This window comes from Ochrobactrum sp. BTU1, from assembly GCA_018798825.1.
Taxonomy (GTDB): domain Bacteria; phylum Pseudomonadota; class Alphaproteobacteria; order Rhizobiales; family Rhizobiaceae; genus Brucella.
Genome location: CP076354.1, coordinates 761,625 through 780,047 on the forward strand (window position 1 = coordinate 761,625; position 18,423 = coordinate 780,047).

Below are 18,423 nucleotides of genomic sequence, written 5' to 3' on the forward strand. Positions count from 1 at the left end.
TAAAAAAATTGATGGGCCGCGAGGAAACTCGCGGCTTGACCACACCGCTTTTATTTGTGTAACCTCCTGTCACTTAAGGATATTATCTGTTCAAACACTAACCAGGTAGGTTCGGTTATGGGAGGTAAGACGGTCACACGCGCTGATCTGGCAGAGGCTGTTTACCGAAAGGTAGGCCTGTCCAGAACAGAATCGGCGGCTCTGGTCGAGATGATACTCGATGAAGTCTGTGACGCCATCGTCAACGGTGAAACTGTGAAGCTGTCGTCTTTCGCGACATTTCAAGTCCGTGACAAGAATGAGCGCATCGGCCGTAATCCGAAGACTGGCGAGGAAGTTCCTATTCTCCCACGCCGCGTCATGACGTTCAAAGCTTCTAACGTTCTCAAGCAGCGTATTCTGCAGGAACACCAGAAGCGTAGCGCAAAAGGCGCCAAGTAATCACCTCATATAGATAAAGAGAGATTTGTCTCTTTATCTCTTCGTCCTCACCGGACGAAGTATTTCCGCTTGCTTATTTATCCAGTGACATCTGTAAATCCGAAAACTGTGCCTCTTTCTGTAATATATGAAGGGGTGCTTATAAAGTTCTGATATTATATAATCGACGGATAAAGCGAGTCGTTTCGCTAATATAACAGACCGAAAAGTAGGGGCTTTTCATCCCAACTTTTTGTGTTAAACGCCGTTAGATTATTATGATATTATGGCTGGCGCTGATTGATGTGCCGATTGCCATTTGAACTATCTGGACTGGCAGGTTCGCCCAAAAGACGACCAAACCACTGGAAAGGGCAAGCAGATGGACAAAAGCCCTGATGCATTCAGGACTATTAGCGAAGTTGCCGAGGATCTCGATCTCCCTCAGCATGTACTGCGTTTCTGGGAAACGCGTTTCACCCAAATAAAGCCTATGAAGCGAGGCGGTGGTCGCCGCTATTATCGTCCGCTGGATGTTGAGCTTCTAAAGGGTATTCGCCATCTGCTTTATGATCAGGGTTACACCATCAAGGGTGTGCAGCGTCTGCTTCGCGAGAACAACGCACAGTTCATCATTGCCTTGGGTAATGGCGATGTGCAGGCTATTGAAGCGATCACGCGCCAGAAACAGGCTGCGGCAGAAAAGCAGGCAATGGAAAATGCCGCTGATCATGAAATGGCTTTGCCGAATGGCATTAAGGCACCACAACCTGCACGCAAGCTGTTCGGATTGCTGAAGGGTGAAGAAGACGGCCCGATCGGTGCCGATGGCAAGCGGCCATCGAAAGACAATCGGTCGCTGTTGCAGGAAGCGCTTTTTGATCTGCTTGAATGTAAGCGACTATTGGATCAGGTTCGCTAGAGCATTTTGCATTTAAGCTGAACCATTCGAAACGCATTATCTTTTTGTTTTACAAACGTCTTTGCCCGAAAACTGGTGTCCGGTTTTGAGAGACATGCTCAAAGAACGTAATTGAATTGAGATAATAAAAAGGGAGGCTTTTGCCTCCCTTTCTTTTTGGGTTATGTCGATGAGAGTTTGAGCCCGACGATGCCCGCGAGAATGAGCGAGACGCTTAAAATCCGGAAGAACGTCGCAGCTTCGCCCAGAATGACAATGCCCACCACGAATGCACCCAAGGCACCGATTCCGGTCCAGATTGCATAAGCTGTGCCCAACGGCAGGCTACGCATGGCAATTGAAAGCAGTGCAAAGCTGCCGATCATCGTTACGATGGTGATGATTGTCGGCGTCAGAAGAGAGAATCCTTCTGACTTTTTCATAAAATAGGCCCAGACGATTTCAAGGCCGCCCGCAAGTACGAGATAAATCCATGCCATTATAGTGCTCCTTGGGTATGGGCCGTCCCATATTTGAAGGAACGAAAGGTCGTCCTTTCGCTCTGGTATTGGGTTTCGAGCGCATCACGAAAAGTGTGAAACAGTTTTCAGATGAAGATGCGCGTTAAAGCTCTAGTGAGAAGGATGCAGGGCGTCGTTTAGATACATGCAGCTTAGCATGGTGAAAACATATGCCTGAATGATAGCCATAAGCAATTCGAGTGCGGTAAGTGCGACAGTCATGGCAAGTGGTAGAACTGCCGACAACAAGCCCATCGTGCCCAAACTGCCCAAGCCCACGACAAAGCCCGCAAAGACTTTAAGCGTGATGTGCCCCGCCAGCATGACGGCAAACAAGCGCACCGAATGGCTGATTGGCCGTGAAATATAGGACATCACCTCGATAGGTACGATAATCGGCGCGAGTATCATGGGGACACCTGCCGGCATAAACAGCTTGAAGAATTTAAAGCCGTGGCGGACCAGCCCATAAATAGTCACGGTGAGAAATACCAGCATCGCCAGCGCGAATGTCACAATGATGTGGCTTGTAACCGTAAAGGCATACGGAAACATCCCAATGAGATTTGCAACGAGGATGAACATGAAAAGCGAGAAAACCAGCGGGAAGAACTTCATCCCGTGTTCGCCTGCATTCTCGCGAATCGTTTTGGAAACAAACTCGTAGAGCATTTCGACTGACGACTGCCAGCGGCCAGGCACAACCCGATTCCGGCGTGAGGCTAAAAACAGAAAGCCAGCAGCAACTGTTACAGTCAGCAGCATGTAAAGCGCAGAATTTGTGAAGACAATCTGTTGGCCACCAAGTGTACCAAGCTCGACGATAGGTCGAATCGCAAATTGCTCAATAGGTCCAGCCACGGAACACCCCTCTTATGGGGCCGTCCCCTATGCGAACACAGACGCGGGTCGTCCCGCGCAACTTTCAGATAGAGACATTTTTTGCGGGCCGCAAGTCTCACTTAATTCAGAACCTACGAAAACTTGAATGGGCAGCTCTGGATCGAGACCGTTTTTGCGCTATTTTTAAAGTAACGCAACTCACTCTGGAGACTGATTGATGGCTATCTCACGGCGAAATTTCATTGTTGCTGCTTCTGCTGCGGGGGGCGGGGCAGCTCTGTCGCCATTCGATAGCTCTCAGGCTCAGGCACAAGGTCAGGCTTCGGTGTCAAAGGTCGAGAATCCAGGTTTTCATCGCTTTCAGTTTGGCGATTTTGAAATCACGACGCTTTCCGATGGGCGCAGAGCAGGCGAAGCGCCTGAAAAAACCTATGCAATCAATCAAGACCCGAAGGACGTGGCGGCACTTCTGGAGGAAAATCTCCTGCCGACTGATCGCTTTGTGAATAGTTTTACACCAGTTCTGATCAATACGGGCAAAGAGTTGGTGCTGTTTGATACCGGAATGGGCGCAGGGGCGCGCGAAGCCGGGCAGGGCAAATTAATCAGCGCTCTTGAGGCTTCGGGCTATAAGGCGGACGACGTATCACTCGTTGTGCTCAGCCATTTTCACCCCGATCATATTGGCGGCTTGATGGAAGATGGTAAGCCGGCTTTCGCGAATGCGCGTTACGCTGCAGGTCAGAAGGAATTTGACTTCTGGACTGATCCGGCGCGTCTTGAGACACCAGCTAAAACCGTTGCGCAAATGGTCGAAAAGAACGTGAAGCCATTCGCCGAAAAAACGACTTTCGTCGATGATGGCAAGGAGGTTGTCTCGGGCATTCATGCGGTGGGTGCTTATGGCCATACGCCAGGTCATCTGGCGTTCCGTGTGGAATCGGGTGGAAAGTCGCTGATGTTGATTTCCGATACGGCCAATCACTCTGTCATCACCTTACAGCGCCCCGACTGGCATGTTTCCTTTGATGTCGACAAGGAAATGGCGGTTGAAACCAGAAAACGTATCTTCGATATGCTCGCGACGGAACGTCTGCCATTCATTGGTTACCATATGCCTTTCCCATCTCTCGCCTACCTTCAGCGCGCAGGTGAGGGCTATCGTTACGTCCCGGAAACTTACCAGATCCGCGCAAGTTAAGTCCCCTTATCTACGGTGCAGGGCTGTTCATTTCTGCAATTGCAGAAATTAGACCTTGCGCCGTAACAGGTTATATTCTACGGCTTTTTCATGGTCCGGAGCGTAGCGCAGCCCGGTAGCGCACTTGACTGGGGGTCAAGGGGTCGTGGGTTCGAATCCCGCCGCTCCGACCATTAAATCAAGCCAATCAATAGAAATTTTTATGGTGCTTTTGCTGACGCTTTTCTTAAACTTCGGCTGAGAATTTCCATCATTTTGAAAATTGTTCTGTAGCGGAACTTAGGCACTCAGTGCCGTGCTACAGTCTGCACAAGCACAAAAAAGCCCCTGTATAGAACAGGGGAAATTTTGTTAACCTAATGCAATTTTGGATAAGAATACGTACGGGGGTAATACGATAAACTGATCCATAATGAAGTTAGTAAAAGAAGTTACGAAAATCTATTTCCACGTTAAATGAAAAAATGCCTGGTAATAGTATATCTTGATTAGATCGCAATTTTAGTTATTGAACAACCGCACTTGTTCGCTCACAATTATGAAGTGGGATTGTCTTATATGATGCAAGTTTGGTTGATTGATATTTTCCAAACGAAAAGAAATTTTACCATTTGGTTTAAAATATTTATTTGTATAATGCGGTGCTTCACGAATGTTATATTCAAGAGGAATCGTTCTTTCATTGCTGAAATTATTGCTGTTATCTGATCTCAAGCGGTATTTATTCGTCTTTTTCAGGTTGATGCTTGATGTGCGAGGCATGTAGTGATGAGTTTGATCATTGATTTCGTCAAATACGTTTCAATCGTCGTGATTGGTCTTTTGCCTATTATGAATCCCTTGACGACAATTCCCTTATATATGTCGCTGACCAAGCGCATGAGTGCTGAAAACAAACGTGTTCAGGCGCGAAAAGCATGTATTTATGCATTTTCGATTCTCACAGCATTTCTATTGCTCGGAAACGGGATCATCTCGCTTTTCAGCATATCCATGCCAGGTATTCGCGTCGCTGGCGGGCTGATCATCATGATCTTGGCGTTGCGGATGATTTTCTCAGGGGAGGATTCGTCATCAGAAGTAGATGCAGAGCCCGCCGATATCAAAAAAGCTGATCTGGATTATTCTTTCTCACCACTCGCAATGCCGAGCCTTGCTGGGCCGGGCTCTATTGCGGTTATTATGAGCTTTGGATCGCAGATTCCGTCTGAGCACACAATCATCGGCCATGGGATTGTCATTGTTGGTATCGCCATCACGATCTGCGTTGCTTATCTCGCACTCTCGTCTGCCTCACTGATTGAAAAGGTGCTCGGGGAACACGGTATGCAGGCTGTGACAAAGATCATGGGCTTTCTGCTGACCTGTGTGGCCGTGCAGTTTCTGGCGTCCGGTATCCGCGATTTCTACATCGAGTTCAGCAAAATCAGCTGATCCAATCAGGATCGTGGGACGAAGAGGATGATGCAGGTACCGACAAAGGCCGTTGCGGCACCAATGATATCCCAACGGTCTGGACGCATTCCTTCTGCAGCCCAAATCCAAACAATCGAAGCGATGATGTAAATACCGCCATAAGCGGCGTAAGCACGGCCAGCAGCGTCACTTTCAATCAGCGTGAGCAGGTAAGCAAAGAGCCCAAGGCAAACCAGCCCGGGAATGAGCCAGAGCGGGGACTTATCGAGTTTGAGCCACGCCCAGAATGTAAAACAGCCTGCGATTTCAAACAGAGCGGCGGCGACATAGATAAGAAGCTGCAAAGCGATTTTCCTAGAGACGGTTAGTTGCAAAAGGCTGAGGTTCAGCAGCTTTGCGTTGATACTTATACTCTAGCCCCGCGCACCCCCAAATAATGCCGAATAGCAAATAGAAATGTCGCCAGTGATCGGTATCAATGACATTGCCAATCAGCACATGCCCTAGATAGGCAGCATAGGCGCACATCAGAAATGGCTGCCACGGGCGGTTTCGAAACATCAGTTTGAAACCAATGCCGAGCGTTAGAAAAGTCAACGTCATAAAGCTTATGAAACCGATCCATCCATAGTCGAGTACCGCTTTTAGCCAGGTATTATGCGTGTCCTCACCAAACATAGGCCCAAACTCAAGCGGTCCAATGCCCAAGGGATGTTCGGTGGCTAACCACATGCCAAGCCAATGACGTGCAAAGCGGCCCAGCCGCGCGCTATCGTAGCTTTGTTCCAGCTGTGCGCGCTCGAGAAAGAAGGAGCGAACATCTGGGATCTGCAGCAACAGCAGCACAGTGAGAACAATCACGACAACAGAGAGGAGGCCAATCGTTATAAGCCGCAGCCGGAACTTGTTGCTTTCACTTTGCAAAAACAGAACTGCGAAAATGCAAATGAAGGAGAGGGGAACCATCCCCCATGCGGCGCGTGAGAACGATACCAATATGCCCAGCACAAGCACGCAACACAGCGGCATGTAAATCAGGAGATCGCGCATATTTCCGCGCATGATACGGTAAAGGCACCATGTAAAAGGCAGAACCAGAAACGGAGCGTAGACGTTAGAATCCTGAAATGCCCCTTTAGCACGATCATAACGCGTGAAGATTTCCGCACCGGGGAAAAGATTGAGATAGCCAGCAATTCCCAATAGCGAAGATACAAGACCGATGAGCAGATAGGCATTGAAGATCGTTTTCAGGCGCCGATAGTCGGCTTCGATGATTGCTGCATAGAAAACCGCTGTGAAGGCCAGGAAGAGCGACACAGCGATGTAAAGCGGCGCATCCTTGGTATCCGCCATCTGCATGACGGAAATCATGCCGCCGAAATTGAACATGGTGAAGATTGCAAGCAGCACCATACTGGTCCGCGTCAACCGCATCCCGAAAAGCAGCGCTACACTAATGAGCGCGACCATATAGAGTTCATACGGCGCGGGCTCGCTCATGACGAACCCAAGCAGAAATACACCGAACCCTATAGCGAAATTACTGATCAGCCTGTTCAGTGCGCGCTTGCCCGCAACATCGGCAGCAGGCAGGCTACGCCGATTTTGAGCCGCATCGTTGACGCTATGGGAAATCGCGCTCAATAAGCATTTTCCGTATTGAGAAGTCGGATCGGCGTGAGAAACAGGATCTTCAGGTCAAACCAAAGCGACCAGTTTTCGATATAAAACAGATCATATTCGGTGCGCATTCTGATCTTGTCGTCATTGTCGATTTCGCCACGCCAGCCATTGATCTGAGCCCAGCCTGTTACGCCTGGTTTCACGCGGTGGCGGGCGAAATAGCCGTCAACCACTTCGTTGTAGAGCACATTGTGCGAGTGAGCAGCCACTGCATGTGGGCGAGGTCCGACGAGGGACAGCGATCCGGTTAGCGAGTTGAAGAACTGCGGCAGCTCATCGATAGACGTTTTGCGGATAAAGCGGCCAACTCGAGTTACACGCGGATCATTTTTAGTGACGGCATTGCGCGCTGTCGGGTCGCTAAGCTCGGTGTACATCGAGCGGAACTTCCAGACATTGATCACTTCGTTGTTAAAGCCATGGCGCTTCTGCTTGAAGATTACAGGTCCCTTGCTGTCAAGCTTGATGGCAATGGCTGTGGCCAGCATGATCGGCGAAAGGAAAATGATGCCAAGCAGACTGAAGGTAATGTCGAAAATACGTTTCGCGACAGAATCCCAATCGTTGATCGGTTTGTCGAAAATATCCAGCATCGGCACGGTGCCGATGTAGGAATAAGCACGGGGACGGAAGCGAAGATGATTGTTGAGGGCCGAAAGACGAATATCGACCGGCAGGACCCAAAGCTTGTTCAGGATCATTAGAATACGCTCTTCAGCACTGATCGGCAGAGAGACGATCAGCATGTCGATATAGGCGATACGTGCAAATTCTATGAGTTCTTTGATGTTTCCAAGCTTGGGATAGCCAGCGACGATAGGTGGAGAGCGTTTATCATCGCGATCATCGAAAATGCCGCAAATGCGAATATCATTATCCGGCTGTTGCTCTAGCGAGCGGATCAGCGCTTCAGCGTTAGGGCCGCCACCGACGATTACGGCGCGACGCTCCATGATACCGTTTCGTGCCCAGCGGCGGATGCGCCATGAAACGAACAAACGGCAAATAATGAGAACAATCAGACCGCTCAAGGCCCAGATAAGAAACCAGGCACGCGAAAAGTCGGACGAAACTTTGAACAGAAAGCCAGCTACGGCGACTGTACCAAGAACCGTCGCCCAGCTGATGATGACGCGTTTCAAATGGCGGCTGGGGCTACGCAGAATATTGATCTGATAGCCGTTGTTTATTTCCATCGAAAGCACATACAAGCCACCGCCAGCGGCCATGATCAGGAAATAATAAAGCAGATGAGGAGTGTTGAAGCTTACATAATAAGCGAAACTGAATACGCCCGTCAGAAAAACAATGCCGAACTCAACGAGCCTGATGACCCCGCTCACCATGGTTGGTGACAATGTGTCACGAGCATATTGCTCGGCCATCTGGCGCGCCATCGGGTTCAGTTCTACCCGTTCGTTCTGCTTGGAATCCTTCGCACCGCTGGCATTGCTTGCCTCAAGGCTGTTTGGAGAAGGCGTATTATTATCCCGCACAGTTTTACCCCCTACTAATCAAAGTGCCGGGCTATCTTTAAAGGCAAATCCTAAGGAATTGCTGATTAAACGGCCTCCATCACGATAAGATCGTTAGGATCGTGCCTCACGGTAAACCAATTCTATAGAATGTGCCATTGTCTGGAGGCTGAAGCGCTCATGCAAGCGCGAGGCGTCGGGCATGGAAGCCTTGAAGCTGTCTTCGTCGTTCATGATGACAAGCAGCTTAGCTGCCAATTTCTCCACGTCGGGTTCGACGAGAGAAGGAGAGCTGGGGCCGAAGATTTCAGGGATACCACCGACATTGCTCGCGAGCACAGCCTTTCCAGCAGCCAAAGCTTCCAGAACGATATAGGGAAAAGCTTCTGCACGCGATGGCACGACCATGACTTTCCCGAGCGCAAAAGCTTCGCGTGCTGCCATTCCAGACATAAAACGGATTTGGTCCGCCATTCCCAGCTCATCTGAGAGCGCCAGAAATTCCGGCTTCTCGGCGCCGTCGCCTATGATTGTCGTGGTGAAGCGTTGGTTGTGTTTGTCGCGAAGGTCGGCGAGGGCGCGGATCAACAGATCAGGGCCCTTCAAGGCACGCATGGTTCCGACAAATAGAAAATCGGTGGCGTCTGGTGCGGTTGCCGTATGAACAAACTCTTCATCGGACAAACCATTATAGATGACCGCATGAAGATCATATGGTCGACCGACTTTCTCTTCATATGTTCGCTTCTCAAAATTTGAAACAAACAGAACAGCGTCGGTCAGCGGCGCCAGCAGTTTTTCGATGAGAAAGACAGCGCCACCGCGGCGTGTCTTTCTGTCGAAATGCAGGCTACCGCCATGCGGTGAATAGATACGGGCTACGCGAGACTTAAAAACCCGTAGGACTGAACCGAACAGACGTGCATAAACGCCACCTTTGGCGCCATGACCGTGCAGGATGTCCGGCTGCAATTTCTTGATGATACGATACGCTTTGAATGCCGCTTTGATATCGCCAGTGCCGATATGTCGTTGCATGGCGATACGGTGGATACCAAGCGTAAGGTACGGCTGTAACTCTTCGAGCAACGCTTCTTCACGCGGACCGCCGGTCGTAGCATCGCAGACGATGCCGACCAGATGTCCATTTTGAGCTTGCGTCGCGACGAGATCGCGCACATGGCGGAACAGCCCGCCGGTTGGCTCACGGAAACAATGGACGATCCGAAGTGGGGAAACGCTTTTTTCATCAGACATTTATCGCCATCAGAACAGACGTTCGCGGACATAGACTGTGTCGCCCGGCAGGATCGGATCAGAGATCAGAACCCGACCTGTCACCACTTCGCCGTTAACGGTGCGCGTGATGTCTACATTCTCCTGATTGGCACGAGGGCTGAAACCGCCAGCCGCAGCAATGGCTTTCTGAACAGTCATGCCCGGCACGTATGAATACTGACCGGAGCCACCGACTTCACCCATGATGAAGATTGGTCGATAGCGATCAACCTCGACACTTACATCTGGATCGCGCAGGTAGCCGCCGCGCAGTTTGGACGCGATAACGCCTTCAAGTTGCTTCACGGTTTTGCCGCTCGCAGGAACGCTGCCAATAAGCGGGAAAGCGATGTAGCCCGATTGATCGACGCTATAATTATTGGTGAGGCTTGCCTGCTCAAAAACGGTGACGCGCACGCGGTCGCCAGAATTGAGCATATAAGGCTCGTTCAGTGCTGCATGAAAAGCCGGAGGAGCAGGGCGATAGCTTGAACATGCGGAAAGCGTCATCGCCGCGAGGCCGAGCGCGATGAGGACCACGTGGCCCGAGCGCTTTTTATGAGTTTTCTGCATTGTCATTGTTGCCTCGGTCTCTTCCGAAAAGCCTGCCGCATTTAGAGATTCGGATCACGAATATCCGAATGCTTATGAGTGATGTTATCGTTTGATTAAGGTTAATGGCTGGTAAAGAACCGCCATTCGGATGAAAAATCTTTATACATGGGCAGCTTATACAGGGCGTATTGAATAAAACCCGTTTGTCCTCTGCTAATTCGAGCGGCGATCCGTGCTGCGTCAGCAATTTGAGCCTTGGTATTAACATTGCGATGCGTGTGTTTAACGGTCTGGTTACCTTGTTCGTTTACGTTTCCTTACAGAATTGGCTGTTTGCCTTTGTATGGGTGAGGGCGGTTGCTCGAGAACCGTTGTCTCGCGGAGTGTCGGAATGACTGAAGTCGATAGCCTGTCGAAAGACGCAGATATTGATATCGGTGCGCTCTTTGCGAGCCTGCGCCGCAATTGGCTTTTGATTATCAGTGGTGCAGCCATCATGGCTGTGCTGGCGTGGATTATTTGTCTGCTTATCACTCCGGACTATCGTGCAGAAACGCGCATTCTGATTGAATCGCGCGAGTCCGTTTTTACGCGCCCCAATGGTGAAGCTACGACTGAACGTCCGGTCATGGACCCCGAAGGCGTTAAAAGTCAGGTCGAGGTTCTAATCTCTGGCGATCTTTTGAAGCAGGTCGCAGACAGGCTCAAGCTTACCCAAAACGAGGCATTTACCTCAACGAATATAAGGCCTTGGACGCGTGTCTTGATTCTTCTTGGGATGCGTAACAACCCAGAAAATCTGACGCCGGAAGAGCGTGTGTTGCAGATTCTGCGTCAAAACCTGCAAGTCTTCAATGTTGCCGGTTCACGCGTGATCGTGGTTCAATATACGTCTGCCAGTGCGCAGGAAGCAGCTGATATCGCAAATGCGGTTGCAGACGCATATATCGCGCTTCAAGGTGCTGCAAAACTTCAATCCAATGACGATGCTACCGGCTGGCTTGCGCCTGAAATCGAGGATCTGCGCGGTAAGGTTCGCGATTCAGAAAAGAAAGTCGCTGATTATCGTGCGGCCCAAGGACTTCTGACCGGACAGACGAACACCACCATCGCCGCCCAGCAGCTCACAGAAGTTACAACCGAACTTACGCGTCTGCGCGCCAATCGTGCCGCTTCGGAAGCTCGTGCCGAGAGCGTCCGTCAGGCACTCGCTTCGGGTGCGCCGGTTGATACGCTGCCCGATGTGGTTGCGTCAGGCATGATGCAGCGCCTTGCTGAACGTCGCATTGAACTCAACGCGCAAATTGCTGATCTATCGGTGACGCTGCTTGAAGGTCATCCGCGTATTAAGGCTCTGCGTTCGCAGCTTGCCGATCTGGATCGTCAGATTAATGCGGAAGGGCGCAAATTGCTTGCGAGCCTCAATAATGAGGAGAACGCGGCGAAACTTCGCGAAGATGAGCTTAACCGCGAGCTTAACCGTGTCAAAGCACAGGCCGCACAGGCTGGTGCGCAGGAAGTGGAGTTGCGGGCTCTTGAGCGTGAAGCCGCGGCTCAGCGTCAGCTTCTGGAAACTTATCTGACGCGTTATCGCGAAGCTGCCTCGCGAACGGATCGCAATTATGTTCCTGCCGATGCGCGCATCTTCTCGCGTGCCGATGCACCTGCCGTTCCTTATTATCCGAAGATTTTGCCTATCGTCAGCGCAACCTTTGTTGCCGGACTTCTCATTCTTTCAATCTTCGTATTGCTACGTGAGCTGTTCAGCGGTCGGGCATTTGTAACTGCGGATGGAAGGCGCATTGCTTCGGTCGAAGAAATTGAAATGCCGGTCATTGAGGCTGCGACCGATATGGCTTTTGTTCCGCCTTCGGAAAATGAACTAGAAGGCGCTCACAGGCCGGTCCGGCATTGGACATCGCCATTCATGACGGAAGCTTTGGTCGAAATCGACCAGAATGCTCCAGCCGTTCCGGAAAACCCGAATGGTGTGAAAGCGGTTGCCGATAGGCTCGTGGCGAACAAATTGAAGCGCGTTATTGCGGTTTCGCCAGAAGGCGATACGGCTTCCGCGGGCACTGTTCGGTTGCTGCGCGAGCTGGCGGATCGTGGCAAGCGTGCCATTCTGATCGATATGACTGCCTATGGTACGTTGGGGCGGACAATGCTGGATGGCGGCAACCGTGCCGGCATTACAGAGCTTCTCGCGGGAGAACGCCGCTTCAATGACGTCATTCACACCGACCACTATTCTCAGGCGCATGTAATGCCGCTTGGTAAAGTTGAGCCGGAAAGCGCAATGCGTTCGGTTGATCGTCTGCCGTATATTCTTGACGCGCTGGAAACGGTTTATGATTTCGTCGTTGTCGAATGTGGTCCTTCGACCTCACGTCAGATACGCCGTATCGCAGATGGTCCGGCATTGGTTATCATGAATATTGTCGATCCTGACGACAACACTGTCGTTATGGCAGCCCTTGATATGGATCAGGGTGGCTATGAAGACGTCATCATTCTGATGGATAATCCGGCCCATGCTGCGGCTGCTTCCAGTTCTGAAACGCCACGGCCGACAGCCTGATTTCGATTCCCGATCAATGAGATAGCGCTTTCAACTGAATCAGATCGGGAAGCGCTTATCTTGAAATCTCAGCGTCGGGCCAATTTGCTCCGCATAGTCTTGGCTAATTGCCATAGGCGCGGATTGCCCTTGATTGCAGCAACCATCTTGCTTCTTGCTGATTGCAATACAGTGAATGCTTTGCCTTTTGCAGTCAACGGAATGATGGTGTCGTAGATGCTGGACTGGATATCGCACCATTCCCGCTTATAGGGCTCATCGCCGATACCGAAACTATAGATGTCTCGTCCGCTCTCGCAGTTTTTCTTGATATCTTCGTAGAACAAAAACTCGCCGGGGCTGGCGGTCATCAATTCATCATCGGCAATGGCGCTGAACTCGACGGTTGGCCCGGCTTTCGTGATGCTCTTGCCAATAAGCGAACGGATTTTGCCGTTCACCTCCAGAACCTGAAGTTCGAAATTTGGAGATTGTTGTTCTGCAGCATGGCTATACAGCTGTTTGAAGAAGGCCTGAATGTCTGCCTCTGCAAAAGGGTCGCTTATTCCCATTTGTTTAAAACGGTGGGCTTTGAGTGCAAAGAATGCGTCGAGCGCCTGCTCAGATTGCAGACGAGATTCAGGCCTATAAATCCGCCATCCGCCAGCTTCTTCATAGCGCCGACCATGCTGACGATGTTTTTTAAGTTTACGCTTGGCGTTGCTGCGCTCCAGCACGCTTTCAAAGCCGCAAGCGATAGATGCCGCAAGAACCGGATTAGGGTTCTCTGCGCTCTTAGTCTGTAGCAACGGATTATCGCGCCCGGATAAGGAGGGTAGCTGCCGCGTCAGTGAAAGCACATCCACGTCTGGGCGCGCTTTGCGTATAGCTGTCACAAGATTTTCGATTGATTTGTAATCAACCTGACCGTCAAGCCATGGGAAATTGCAATTCGCGTGGCTTCCACCGGGATAGCGCAGAACACGTGCGCCATTCATTCTTAGGGCTTCCAATGGCAATAGCATGATGGGCTCGTTGCCAGCAAAAAGACCCGCTACAAAGCTATCCGCATTAACTTGCCTGCGCCAGCAGTCGATCCAGTCAAAACTTTGAGCATTCCCGTGGACGGCATCCTGTTTTGACCAGATATCGCGCAACTGCTCATAATCGGTGATGAGCCGCGGTGTCAGGCTAACTGTTGCCTTGTCAGTCACGTTCGACCCGCCCCCGCAAAATAATCAGTGACGTTTTTGGCGCGGAGGTTGTGCCATCCACCAGATAATACCCATGGCTGGTAAAACCCATAAAAGACCTGTGAGAAGGAAGTAGAGCAGATGTACCCACGCCGGTGAATTGGCGAGCTGGGCTACAGCGATGATCGTTGCAAAAACTGCATAGATAATCACAAGGGCTACCAGCAGAAACGTGCCAATGAGTTTTTTCAGCCGAACGGGCATGTCTTTCTCCTCTGTCCTGTCTTCACTAGCTCGTGAGCACGCGCAAAGGAAGCGAAAACGCGTCGGCATGTCGCGTGAACCTGTCTTGTAACCGCTTCGCCTATGCGGCATGTATCCCTGACTAAATATTGAAGGAAGAGATGGCATGGCGGCAGTTTCCGTTCGACATGAAGGGCAGGGTGCAACAAGATCCCGCGATGATACAAATCGTCGGTTGATCCGGTATTGGCTCTATGCGGTTTTTGTCGTTCTGATCGCCATTGTCATGGTCGGCGGCGCCACCCGCATGACAGGCTCAGGACTGTCGATTACCGAGTGGAAGCCAATCCATGGCGTTATTCCGCCACTCAATCATGCAGAATGGCTGGAAGAATTCGATAAATACCGCCAGATTCCGCAATATCAGCAGATTAACAAGGGCATGGCCCTCGAAGAGTTTCAGTTCATCTTCTGGTGGGAATGGGCACATCGTATGCTGGCCCGCTTCGTGGGCTTTCTGGTAGCCGTGCCGCTTGCGTTCTTCTGGCTTACGGGCCGTCTTAGCACGACACTGAAATATCGTATGCTCGGACTGCTCGCATTGGGCGGTTTTCAGGGCGGAATCGGCTGGTGGATGGTTGCATCGGGCCTGAGCGAGCGCACAAGCGTCAGCCAGTATCGCCTGGCGATCCATCTGACCACAGCCTGCGTCATCATAACGGCAGTGTTCTACATCGCCCGCGGTTTAGTGAAATATACCGAACGCCCGGCGGAACGGTCTATCCAGCGTTTCGCTGGCTGGCTGGTATTTGCGGTGCTGATACAGATTTATCTTGGCGGTCTGGTTGCCGGTCTTCATGCCGGTCTGACTTATAACACCTGGCCATTGATGGACGGCGCGATCATTCCGTCAGATCTGTTCATACAATCGCCTTGGTGGCGTAACCTGTTTGAAAATCCAAAGACCGTGCAGTTCGTTCACCGGATGTTTGCCTATACGGTGCTGGTTCTGGCTGTGCTTCATGCTGTGCAGGTCTGGAAAGACGCAGCTGCAACCACCCATGCGCGCCGGACCATCGTTCTGCTGGGTCTGATACTGGTACAGGCAGCCATCGGCATTGCAACACTTCTGATGAGCGTTCCTCTTGATCTCGGTCTCACACACCAGTTTGTTGCGCTGATGGTGCTGGCCTTTGCTGTGGCACATTGGCGCGCAACGAAGGGCGCTTACGAGGGATAGGCTTCGGGCCTATTATGAATGGGTCCTGACCCTAAGCCATCAGGCGCAGGCTTCGTAGCGCGGAGGCTATTTTCAGCTCCCGCGCTTCATCGGCATCATTGCCGTCTTCACGGTGCCACGCCGCCGAAAGGCAGCCATAAGCAAAAGCATAATCCAGAACATAGGCTGGATCGCATTTGAGGATTGGCGCGAAATGCTCGGCCATGTGCTTTGCGCGTTGAAGATCAAGGCACAGATCATCGCGATCAAGCGGATTGTAGAAGATATTGGCGGCATCGAATGCTGCATCACCTATCAATCCATGTGGATCGATCACCAGCCACCCGCGCGGCCCAAAAATGACGTTCTCGTGGTGAATATCACCATGCAGCGGAATGACGCTATGTGGCGATGACAGAAGGCGTTGGGCAAGGGATGCGGCTTCCGCATAGACCGGGCTTTCATTGGCGACTGCAAACAGACCTGCGAAATGCTTATCCAAAGGCTGCAGATCAGTGGGAACGGCAGCGGGAGAAGGCTGATGCAGTGCAGCCAGACCCTCACCGAAAACTGTCAGGCACTCGCCGTCTTTACCGTTCTTCAGGTGCTGATCAAGATGATAGCTGCCCGCATATTCGAGCAGCATCGACGTGCCCTTGAGATCGTAAAGCTTTGCAGCGCCGTGACCGTCACGCCATGAAAGATAATGCGCGCCACGCAATTCTTCTATGCCTGCAGGCTTCAGCTGCTTGATAACAAAAACGTCGTCTGGATAATCGTTGCGTTCGACTTTCCAGACGAGGCTTGAATGTGTATCAGCCAGTGGCTCAAAAGAGCCGATATTCCATTCGGCAGGGAATATCGGCCTTTCCGTCATTAGGCTTTTCCAAGCATCAGGTTCATGTTCTGAACAGCGGCACCCGAAGCACCCTTGCCGAGATTGTCGAGCAGCGCCACGAGATTGACCTGATTGTCACCTTCCGTGCCAAACACGAACAGCTTCATGCCATCCTTGCCTGCAAGCTCCTCAGCATCGACGCGCGCAAGCTTGCTGCTTTCATCAAGCGAAACCACTTCCACAATATCCTGACCGGCGTAATGTGCAGTCAGAGCGGCATGAATATCCTTGAGCGATGGAGTGCCTTCAAGCTCGGTAACAAATAGCGGAACCTGAACGATCATACCCTGCGGGAAACGGCCCACGCTTGGGCTGAAAATCGGACGACGATCCAGACGGCCATGCAACTGAAGTTCCGGCACATGCTTGTGGTGTAGCGACAAGCCATAAAGAAAATTATTGGCTGCGAGATGCTCTGGATGGTTCTTGTCTTCCATCTGCGCGATCATTTGCTTGCCACCACCCGTATAGCCGGAAACCGCGTTGACGCTGATCGGATAATCCGCAGCCAGCAGGCCAGCGTCGCGCAATGGGCGCACCAGCGCGATTGCACCCGTCGGATAGCAGCCGGGATTGGCAACGAGCCGTGCCTCAGAGATCCGTTCACGCTGTCCTTTTGCAAGCTCTGCAAAACCATAGGCCCAGTCGGCATGTACCCGATGTGCGGTCGAGGTATCGATGATGCGGGTCGAGTTGTGACCTTCCAGCAGCGTGACAGCTTCCTTGGAAGCATCGTCCGGCAGGCAGAGGATCGCGATATCGGCAGCGCGCAGATAGTCGGCGCGCAAATCCTTGTTGCGTCGCTCGGCTTCCGGGATGGAAATAACTTCAAGATCGTCGCGCTCGGCAAGGCGGCTGCGGATTTGCAGACCAGTTGTGCCGTGTTCGCCGTCGATGAAGATTTTCGGTTTCATGCGCTTTGCCTTTAGATTTCAGAAAGTTACATCAATATTCGGAATCGATTTTTCAGCCACTTGAATCAGTTTCTGAGCTTTATCTATCGTCGTCGTGCTTTTTGTTCAGCCAGCAATCCAAGATAATACATTGCGATTGTGGCACCTGCGATTGCCGTTATATCAGCATGATCATAAGCCGGTGCAACCTCAACAACGTCCGCACCCACAAAATCAAGCGAAGTGAGCTTACGAAGCACGGAAAGCATTTTTGCAGACGAAGGGCCACCGGCAACAGGTGTGCCTGTTCCTGGCGCAAAGGCCGGGTCGAGGCAATCAATGTCGAAAGTCAGATAGGTCTTCTTGCCAGCGGTACGCTTGAGAATTTCGTCAGCAATTGCCTGCGCGGACATATCCTCGACTTCGTGACCATAAATGATCTTGATGCCGCAATCTTCCGGCGCATGTGTGCGAATACCGATCTGGATCGAATGTTCGGGGTCGATAATCCCGTCACGAACGGCACGCGCGACGAAAGAGCCGTGATCGATGCGTTTGCCATCGTCGAACCACGTATCCTGATGTGCGTCAAACTGAACGAGCGCCAGCGGGCCATATTTTGCCGCGTGGGCTTTAAGCAGGGGCCACGTCACGAAATGATCGCCGCCAAGCGTTAGCAAAAATGCATCTGATTTGAGGATTTTTGCGGCTTCCCGCTCGATAGTCGCTGGTGTCTTATAGTGATTGCCATAATCAAGCAGGCAATCACCGTAGTCGATGACAGCAAGGTCTTCGAACAGATCGCGCTCGAATGGATATTGCGGATCATTGTCGAAAATTGCCGATGCACGCCGAATGGCCTGCGGACCAAACCGTGCGCCCGGACGATTAGAGACCGCCGCATCGAACGGAATACCCCAGACCACGGCTTCAGCATCTTTCAGCGATTTACTGTAAAGACGCCGCATAAACGACAGCACACCCGCATGGGTGGGGTCGGTGGCAGCACTTGTCAGACTGCGAGCGGTGAAAGCATGGTCAATCGTCTTAGAAGGCATGGCCGGCTCCCGGATGGTGTCTCAACTCTCATAGCGCTTCACGAAGCAAAATGGGAGATTGCT

The 18,423-nt window shown here is 51.5% G+C and carries 18 protein-coding genes and 1 tRNA gene; 7 read left to right on the top strand and 12 right to left on the bottom strand.

The annotated features are described in order from the left end of the window. The first annotated feature begins 117 nt into the window (after positions 1 to 117). A complete protein-coding gene (locus KMS41_03660) occupies positions 118 to 441 on the top strand; it encodes an integration host factor subunit alpha (protein ID QWK78350.1) in 324 nt (107 codons plus the stop codon). A 361-nt stretch (positions 442 to 802) separates the two neighbouring features. Continuing rightward, on the top strand, positions 803 to 1,342 hold the full coding sequence (locus KMS41_03665; GenBank protein QWK78762.1) for a MerR family transcriptional regulator: 540 nt from the start codon (positions 803 to 805) through the stop codon (positions 1,340 to 1,342). 161 nt (positions 1,343 to 1,503) lie between these two features. On the opposite strand, the gene sugE is transcribed toward KMS41_03665, so the two are convergent. Continuing rightward, on the bottom strand, positions 1,504 to 1,821 hold the full coding sequence (gene sugE / locus KMS41_03670) for a quaternary ammonium compound efflux SMR transporter SugE (GenBank protein QWK78351.1): 318 nt from the start codon (positions 1,819 to 1,821) through the stop codon (positions 1,504 to 1,506). A gap of 132 nt (positions 1,822 to 1,953) precedes the next feature. Continuing rightward, positions 1,954 to 2,703 carry a F0F1 ATP synthase subunit A gene (locus KMS41_03675; GenBank protein QWK78352.1) on the bottom strand — a complete coding sequence of 250 codons (750 nt, stop codon included), beginning with the start codon at positions 2,701 to 2,703 and terminating at the stop codon, positions 1,954 to 1,956. 199 nt (positions 2,704 to 2,902) lie between these two features. On the opposite strand from KMS41_03675, the gene KMS41_03680 reads away from it, so the two are divergent. The 3 genes from KMS41_03680 to KMS41_03690 all read left to right on the top strand — a co-directional run bounded on the left by KMS41_03680 (position 2,903) and on the right by KMS41_03690 (position 5,320). Next, positions 2,903 to 3,886, top strand: coding sequence for an MBL fold metallo-hydrolase (locus tag KMS41_03680; GenBank protein QWK78353.1), 984 nt, complete (start codon positions 2,903 to 2,905; stop codon positions 3,884 to 3,886). 96 nt (positions 3,887 to 3,982) lie between these two features. Further along, positions 3,983 to 4,059, top strand: a tRNA-Pro gene (locus KMS41_03685). Positions 4,060 to 4,654: 595 nt separating this feature from the next. After that, entirely contained in the window at positions 4,655 to 5,320 is a 666-nt protein-coding gene (locus KMS41_03690) for a MarC family NAAT transporter (protein QWK78354.1), read from the top strand. 5 nt (positions 5,321 to 5,325) lie between these two features. On the opposite strand, the gene KMS41_03695 is transcribed toward KMS41_03690, so the two are convergent. The 5 genes from KMS41_03695 to KMS41_03715 all read right to left on the bottom strand — a co-directional run bounded on the left by KMS41_03695 (position 5,326) and on the right by KMS41_03715 (position 10,314). Then, positions 5,326 to 5,646: a YnfA family protein gene (locus KMS41_03695; protein ID QWK78355.1), complete on the bottom strand. Its 321-nt coding sequence runs from the start codon at positions 5,644 to 5,646 to the stop codon at positions 5,326 to 5,328. Positions 5,647 to 5,656: 10 nt separating this feature from the next. After that, positions 5,657 to 6,949 (bottom strand): hypothetical protein, encoded by a 1,293-nt coding sequence (locus KMS41_03700; GenBank protein QWK78356.1) that lies wholly within the window; start codon positions 6,947 to 6,949, stop codon positions 5,657 to 5,659. After that, positions 6,946 to 8,484, bottom strand: coding sequence for an undecaprenyl-phosphate glucose phosphotransferase (locus tag KMS41_03705; protein QWK78357.1), 1,539 nt, complete (start codon positions 8,482 to 8,484; stop codon positions 6,946 to 6,948). Before KMS41_03705 ends, KMS41_03700 begins: the two co-directional genes overlap by 4 nt. A 93-nt stretch (positions 8,485 to 8,577) precedes the next feature. Beyond that, complete coding sequence (locus KMS41_03710) at positions 8,578 to 9,720, bottom strand: glycosyltransferase (protein QWK78358.1); 1,143 nt, start codon at positions 9,718 to 9,720, stop codon at positions 8,578 to 8,580. A 9-nt stretch (positions 9,721 to 9,729) separates the two neighbouring features. Further along, positions 9,730 to 10,314 carry a polysaccharide export protein gene (locus KMS41_03715; GenBank protein QWK78359.1) on the bottom strand — a complete coding sequence of 195 codons (585 nt, stop codon included), beginning with the start codon at positions 10,312 to 10,314 and terminating at the stop codon, positions 9,730 to 9,732. Between the two features lie 373 nt (positions 10,315 to 10,687). Between KMS41_03715 and KMS41_03720 the strand changes: the two genes are divergently transcribed. Next, positions 10,688 to 12,877: an exopolysaccharide transport family protein gene (locus KMS41_03720; protein QWK78360.1), complete on the top strand. Its 2,190-nt coding sequence runs from the start codon at positions 10,688 to 10,690 to the stop codon at positions 12,875 to 12,877. A 68-nt stretch (positions 12,878 to 12,945) separates the two neighbouring features. On the opposite strand, the gene KMS41_03725 is transcribed toward KMS41_03720, so the two are convergent. Both KMS41_03725 and KMS41_03730 read right to left on the bottom strand, forming a co-directional pair. Next, positions 12,946 to 14,070 (bottom strand): GNAT family N-acetyltransferase, encoded by a 1,125-nt coding sequence (locus KMS41_03725; GenBank protein QWK78361.1) that lies wholly within the window; start codon positions 14,068 to 14,070, stop codon positions 12,946 to 12,948. 24 nt (positions 14,071 to 14,094) lie between these two features. Further along, positions 14,095 to 14,313 carry a DUF2842 domain-containing protein gene (locus KMS41_03730; GenBank protein QWK78362.1) on the bottom strand — a complete coding sequence of 73 codons (219 nt, stop codon included), beginning with the start codon at positions 14,311 to 14,313 and terminating at the stop codon, positions 14,095 to 14,097. A gap of 145 nt (positions 14,314 to 14,458) precedes the next feature. Between KMS41_03730 and KMS41_03735 the strand changes: the two genes are divergently transcribed. Beyond that, complete coding sequence (locus tag KMS41_03735) at positions 14,459 to 15,532, top strand: COX15/CtaA family protein (protein QWK78363.1); 1,074 nt, start codon at positions 14,459 to 14,461, stop codon at positions 15,530 to 15,532. A 31-nt stretch (positions 15,533 to 15,563) separates the two neighbouring features. Here KMS41_03735 and KMS41_03740 read toward each other — a convergent pair whose 3' ends face one another. The 3 genes from KMS41_03740 to speB all read right to left on the bottom strand — a co-directional run bounded on the left by KMS41_03740 (position 15,564) and on the right by speB (position 18,360). Then, entirely contained in the window at positions 15,564 to 16,388 is an 825-nt protein-coding gene (locus KMS41_03740) for a phosphotransferase (GenBank protein ID QWK78364.1), read from the bottom strand. Continuing rightward, a complete protein-coding gene (gene argC, locus KMS41_03745) occupies positions 16,388 to 17,323 on the bottom strand; it encodes an N-acetyl-gamma-glutamyl-phosphate reductase (GenBank protein ID QWK78365.1) in 936 nt (311 codons plus the stop codon). The genes KMS41_03740 and argC overlap by 1 nt, the downstream gene beginning before the upstream one ends. A gap of 83 nt (positions 17,324 to 17,406) precedes the next feature. Further along, a complete protein-coding gene (gene speB, locus KMS41_03750; GenBank protein ID QWK78366.1) occupies positions 17,407 to 18,360 on the bottom strand; it encodes an agmatinase in 954 nt (317 codons plus the stop codon). Positions 18,361 to 18,423: the final 63 nt, after the last annotated feature.

Bases quoted from the DNA above. Each gene is read 5' to 3' on its own strand.
- KMS41_03660 (QWK78350.1), top strand. From the start codon at position 118: ATGGGAGGTAAGACGGTCACACGCGCTGATCTGGCAGAGGCTGTTTAC.
- KMS41_03740 (QWK78364.1), bottom strand. From the start codon at position 16,388: ATGACGGAAAGGCCGATATTCCCTGCCGAATGGAATATCGGCTCTTTT.
- KMS41_03690 (QWK78354.1), top strand. From the start codon at position 4,655: ATGAGTTTGATCATTGATTTCGTCAAATACGTTTCAATCGTCGTGATT.
- KMS41_03680 (QWK78353.1), top strand. From the start codon at position 2,903: ATGGCTATCTCACGGCGAAATTTCATTGTTGCTGCTTCTGCTGCGGGG.
- speB (QWK78366.1), bottom strand. From the start codon at position 18,360: ATGCCTTCTAAGACGATTGACCATGCTTTCACCGCTCGCAGTCTGACA.
- argC (QWK78365.1), bottom strand. From the start codon at position 17,323: ATGAAACCGAAAATCTTCATCGACGGCGAACACGGCACAACTGGTCTG.
- sugE (QWK78351.1), bottom strand. From the start codon at position 1,821: ATGGCATGGATTTATCTCGTACTTGCGGGCGGCCTTGAAATCGTCTGG.
- KMS41_03710 (QWK78358.1), bottom strand. From the start codon at position 9,720: ATGTCTGATGAAAAAAGCGTTTCCCCACTTCGGATCGTCCATTGTTTC.
- KMS41_03665 (QWK78762.1), top strand. From the start codon at position 803: ATGGACAAAAGCCCTGATGCATTCAGGACTATTAGCGAAGTTGCCGAG.
- KMS41_03715 (QWK78359.1), bottom strand. From the start codon at position 10,314: ATGCAGAAAACTCATAAAAAGCGCTCGGGCCACGTGGTCCTCATCGCG.
- KMS41_03735 (QWK78363.1), top strand. From the start codon at position 14,459: ATGGCGGCAGTTTCCGTTCGACATGAAGGGCAGGGTGCAACAAGATCC.
- KMS41_03730 (QWK78362.1), bottom strand. From the start codon at position 14,313: ATGCCCGTTCGGCTGAAAAAACTCATTGGCACGTTTCTGCTGGTAGCC.
- KMS41_03720 (QWK78360.1), top strand. From the start codon at position 10,688: ATGACTGAAGTCGATAGCCTGTCGAAAGACGCAGATATTGATATCGGT.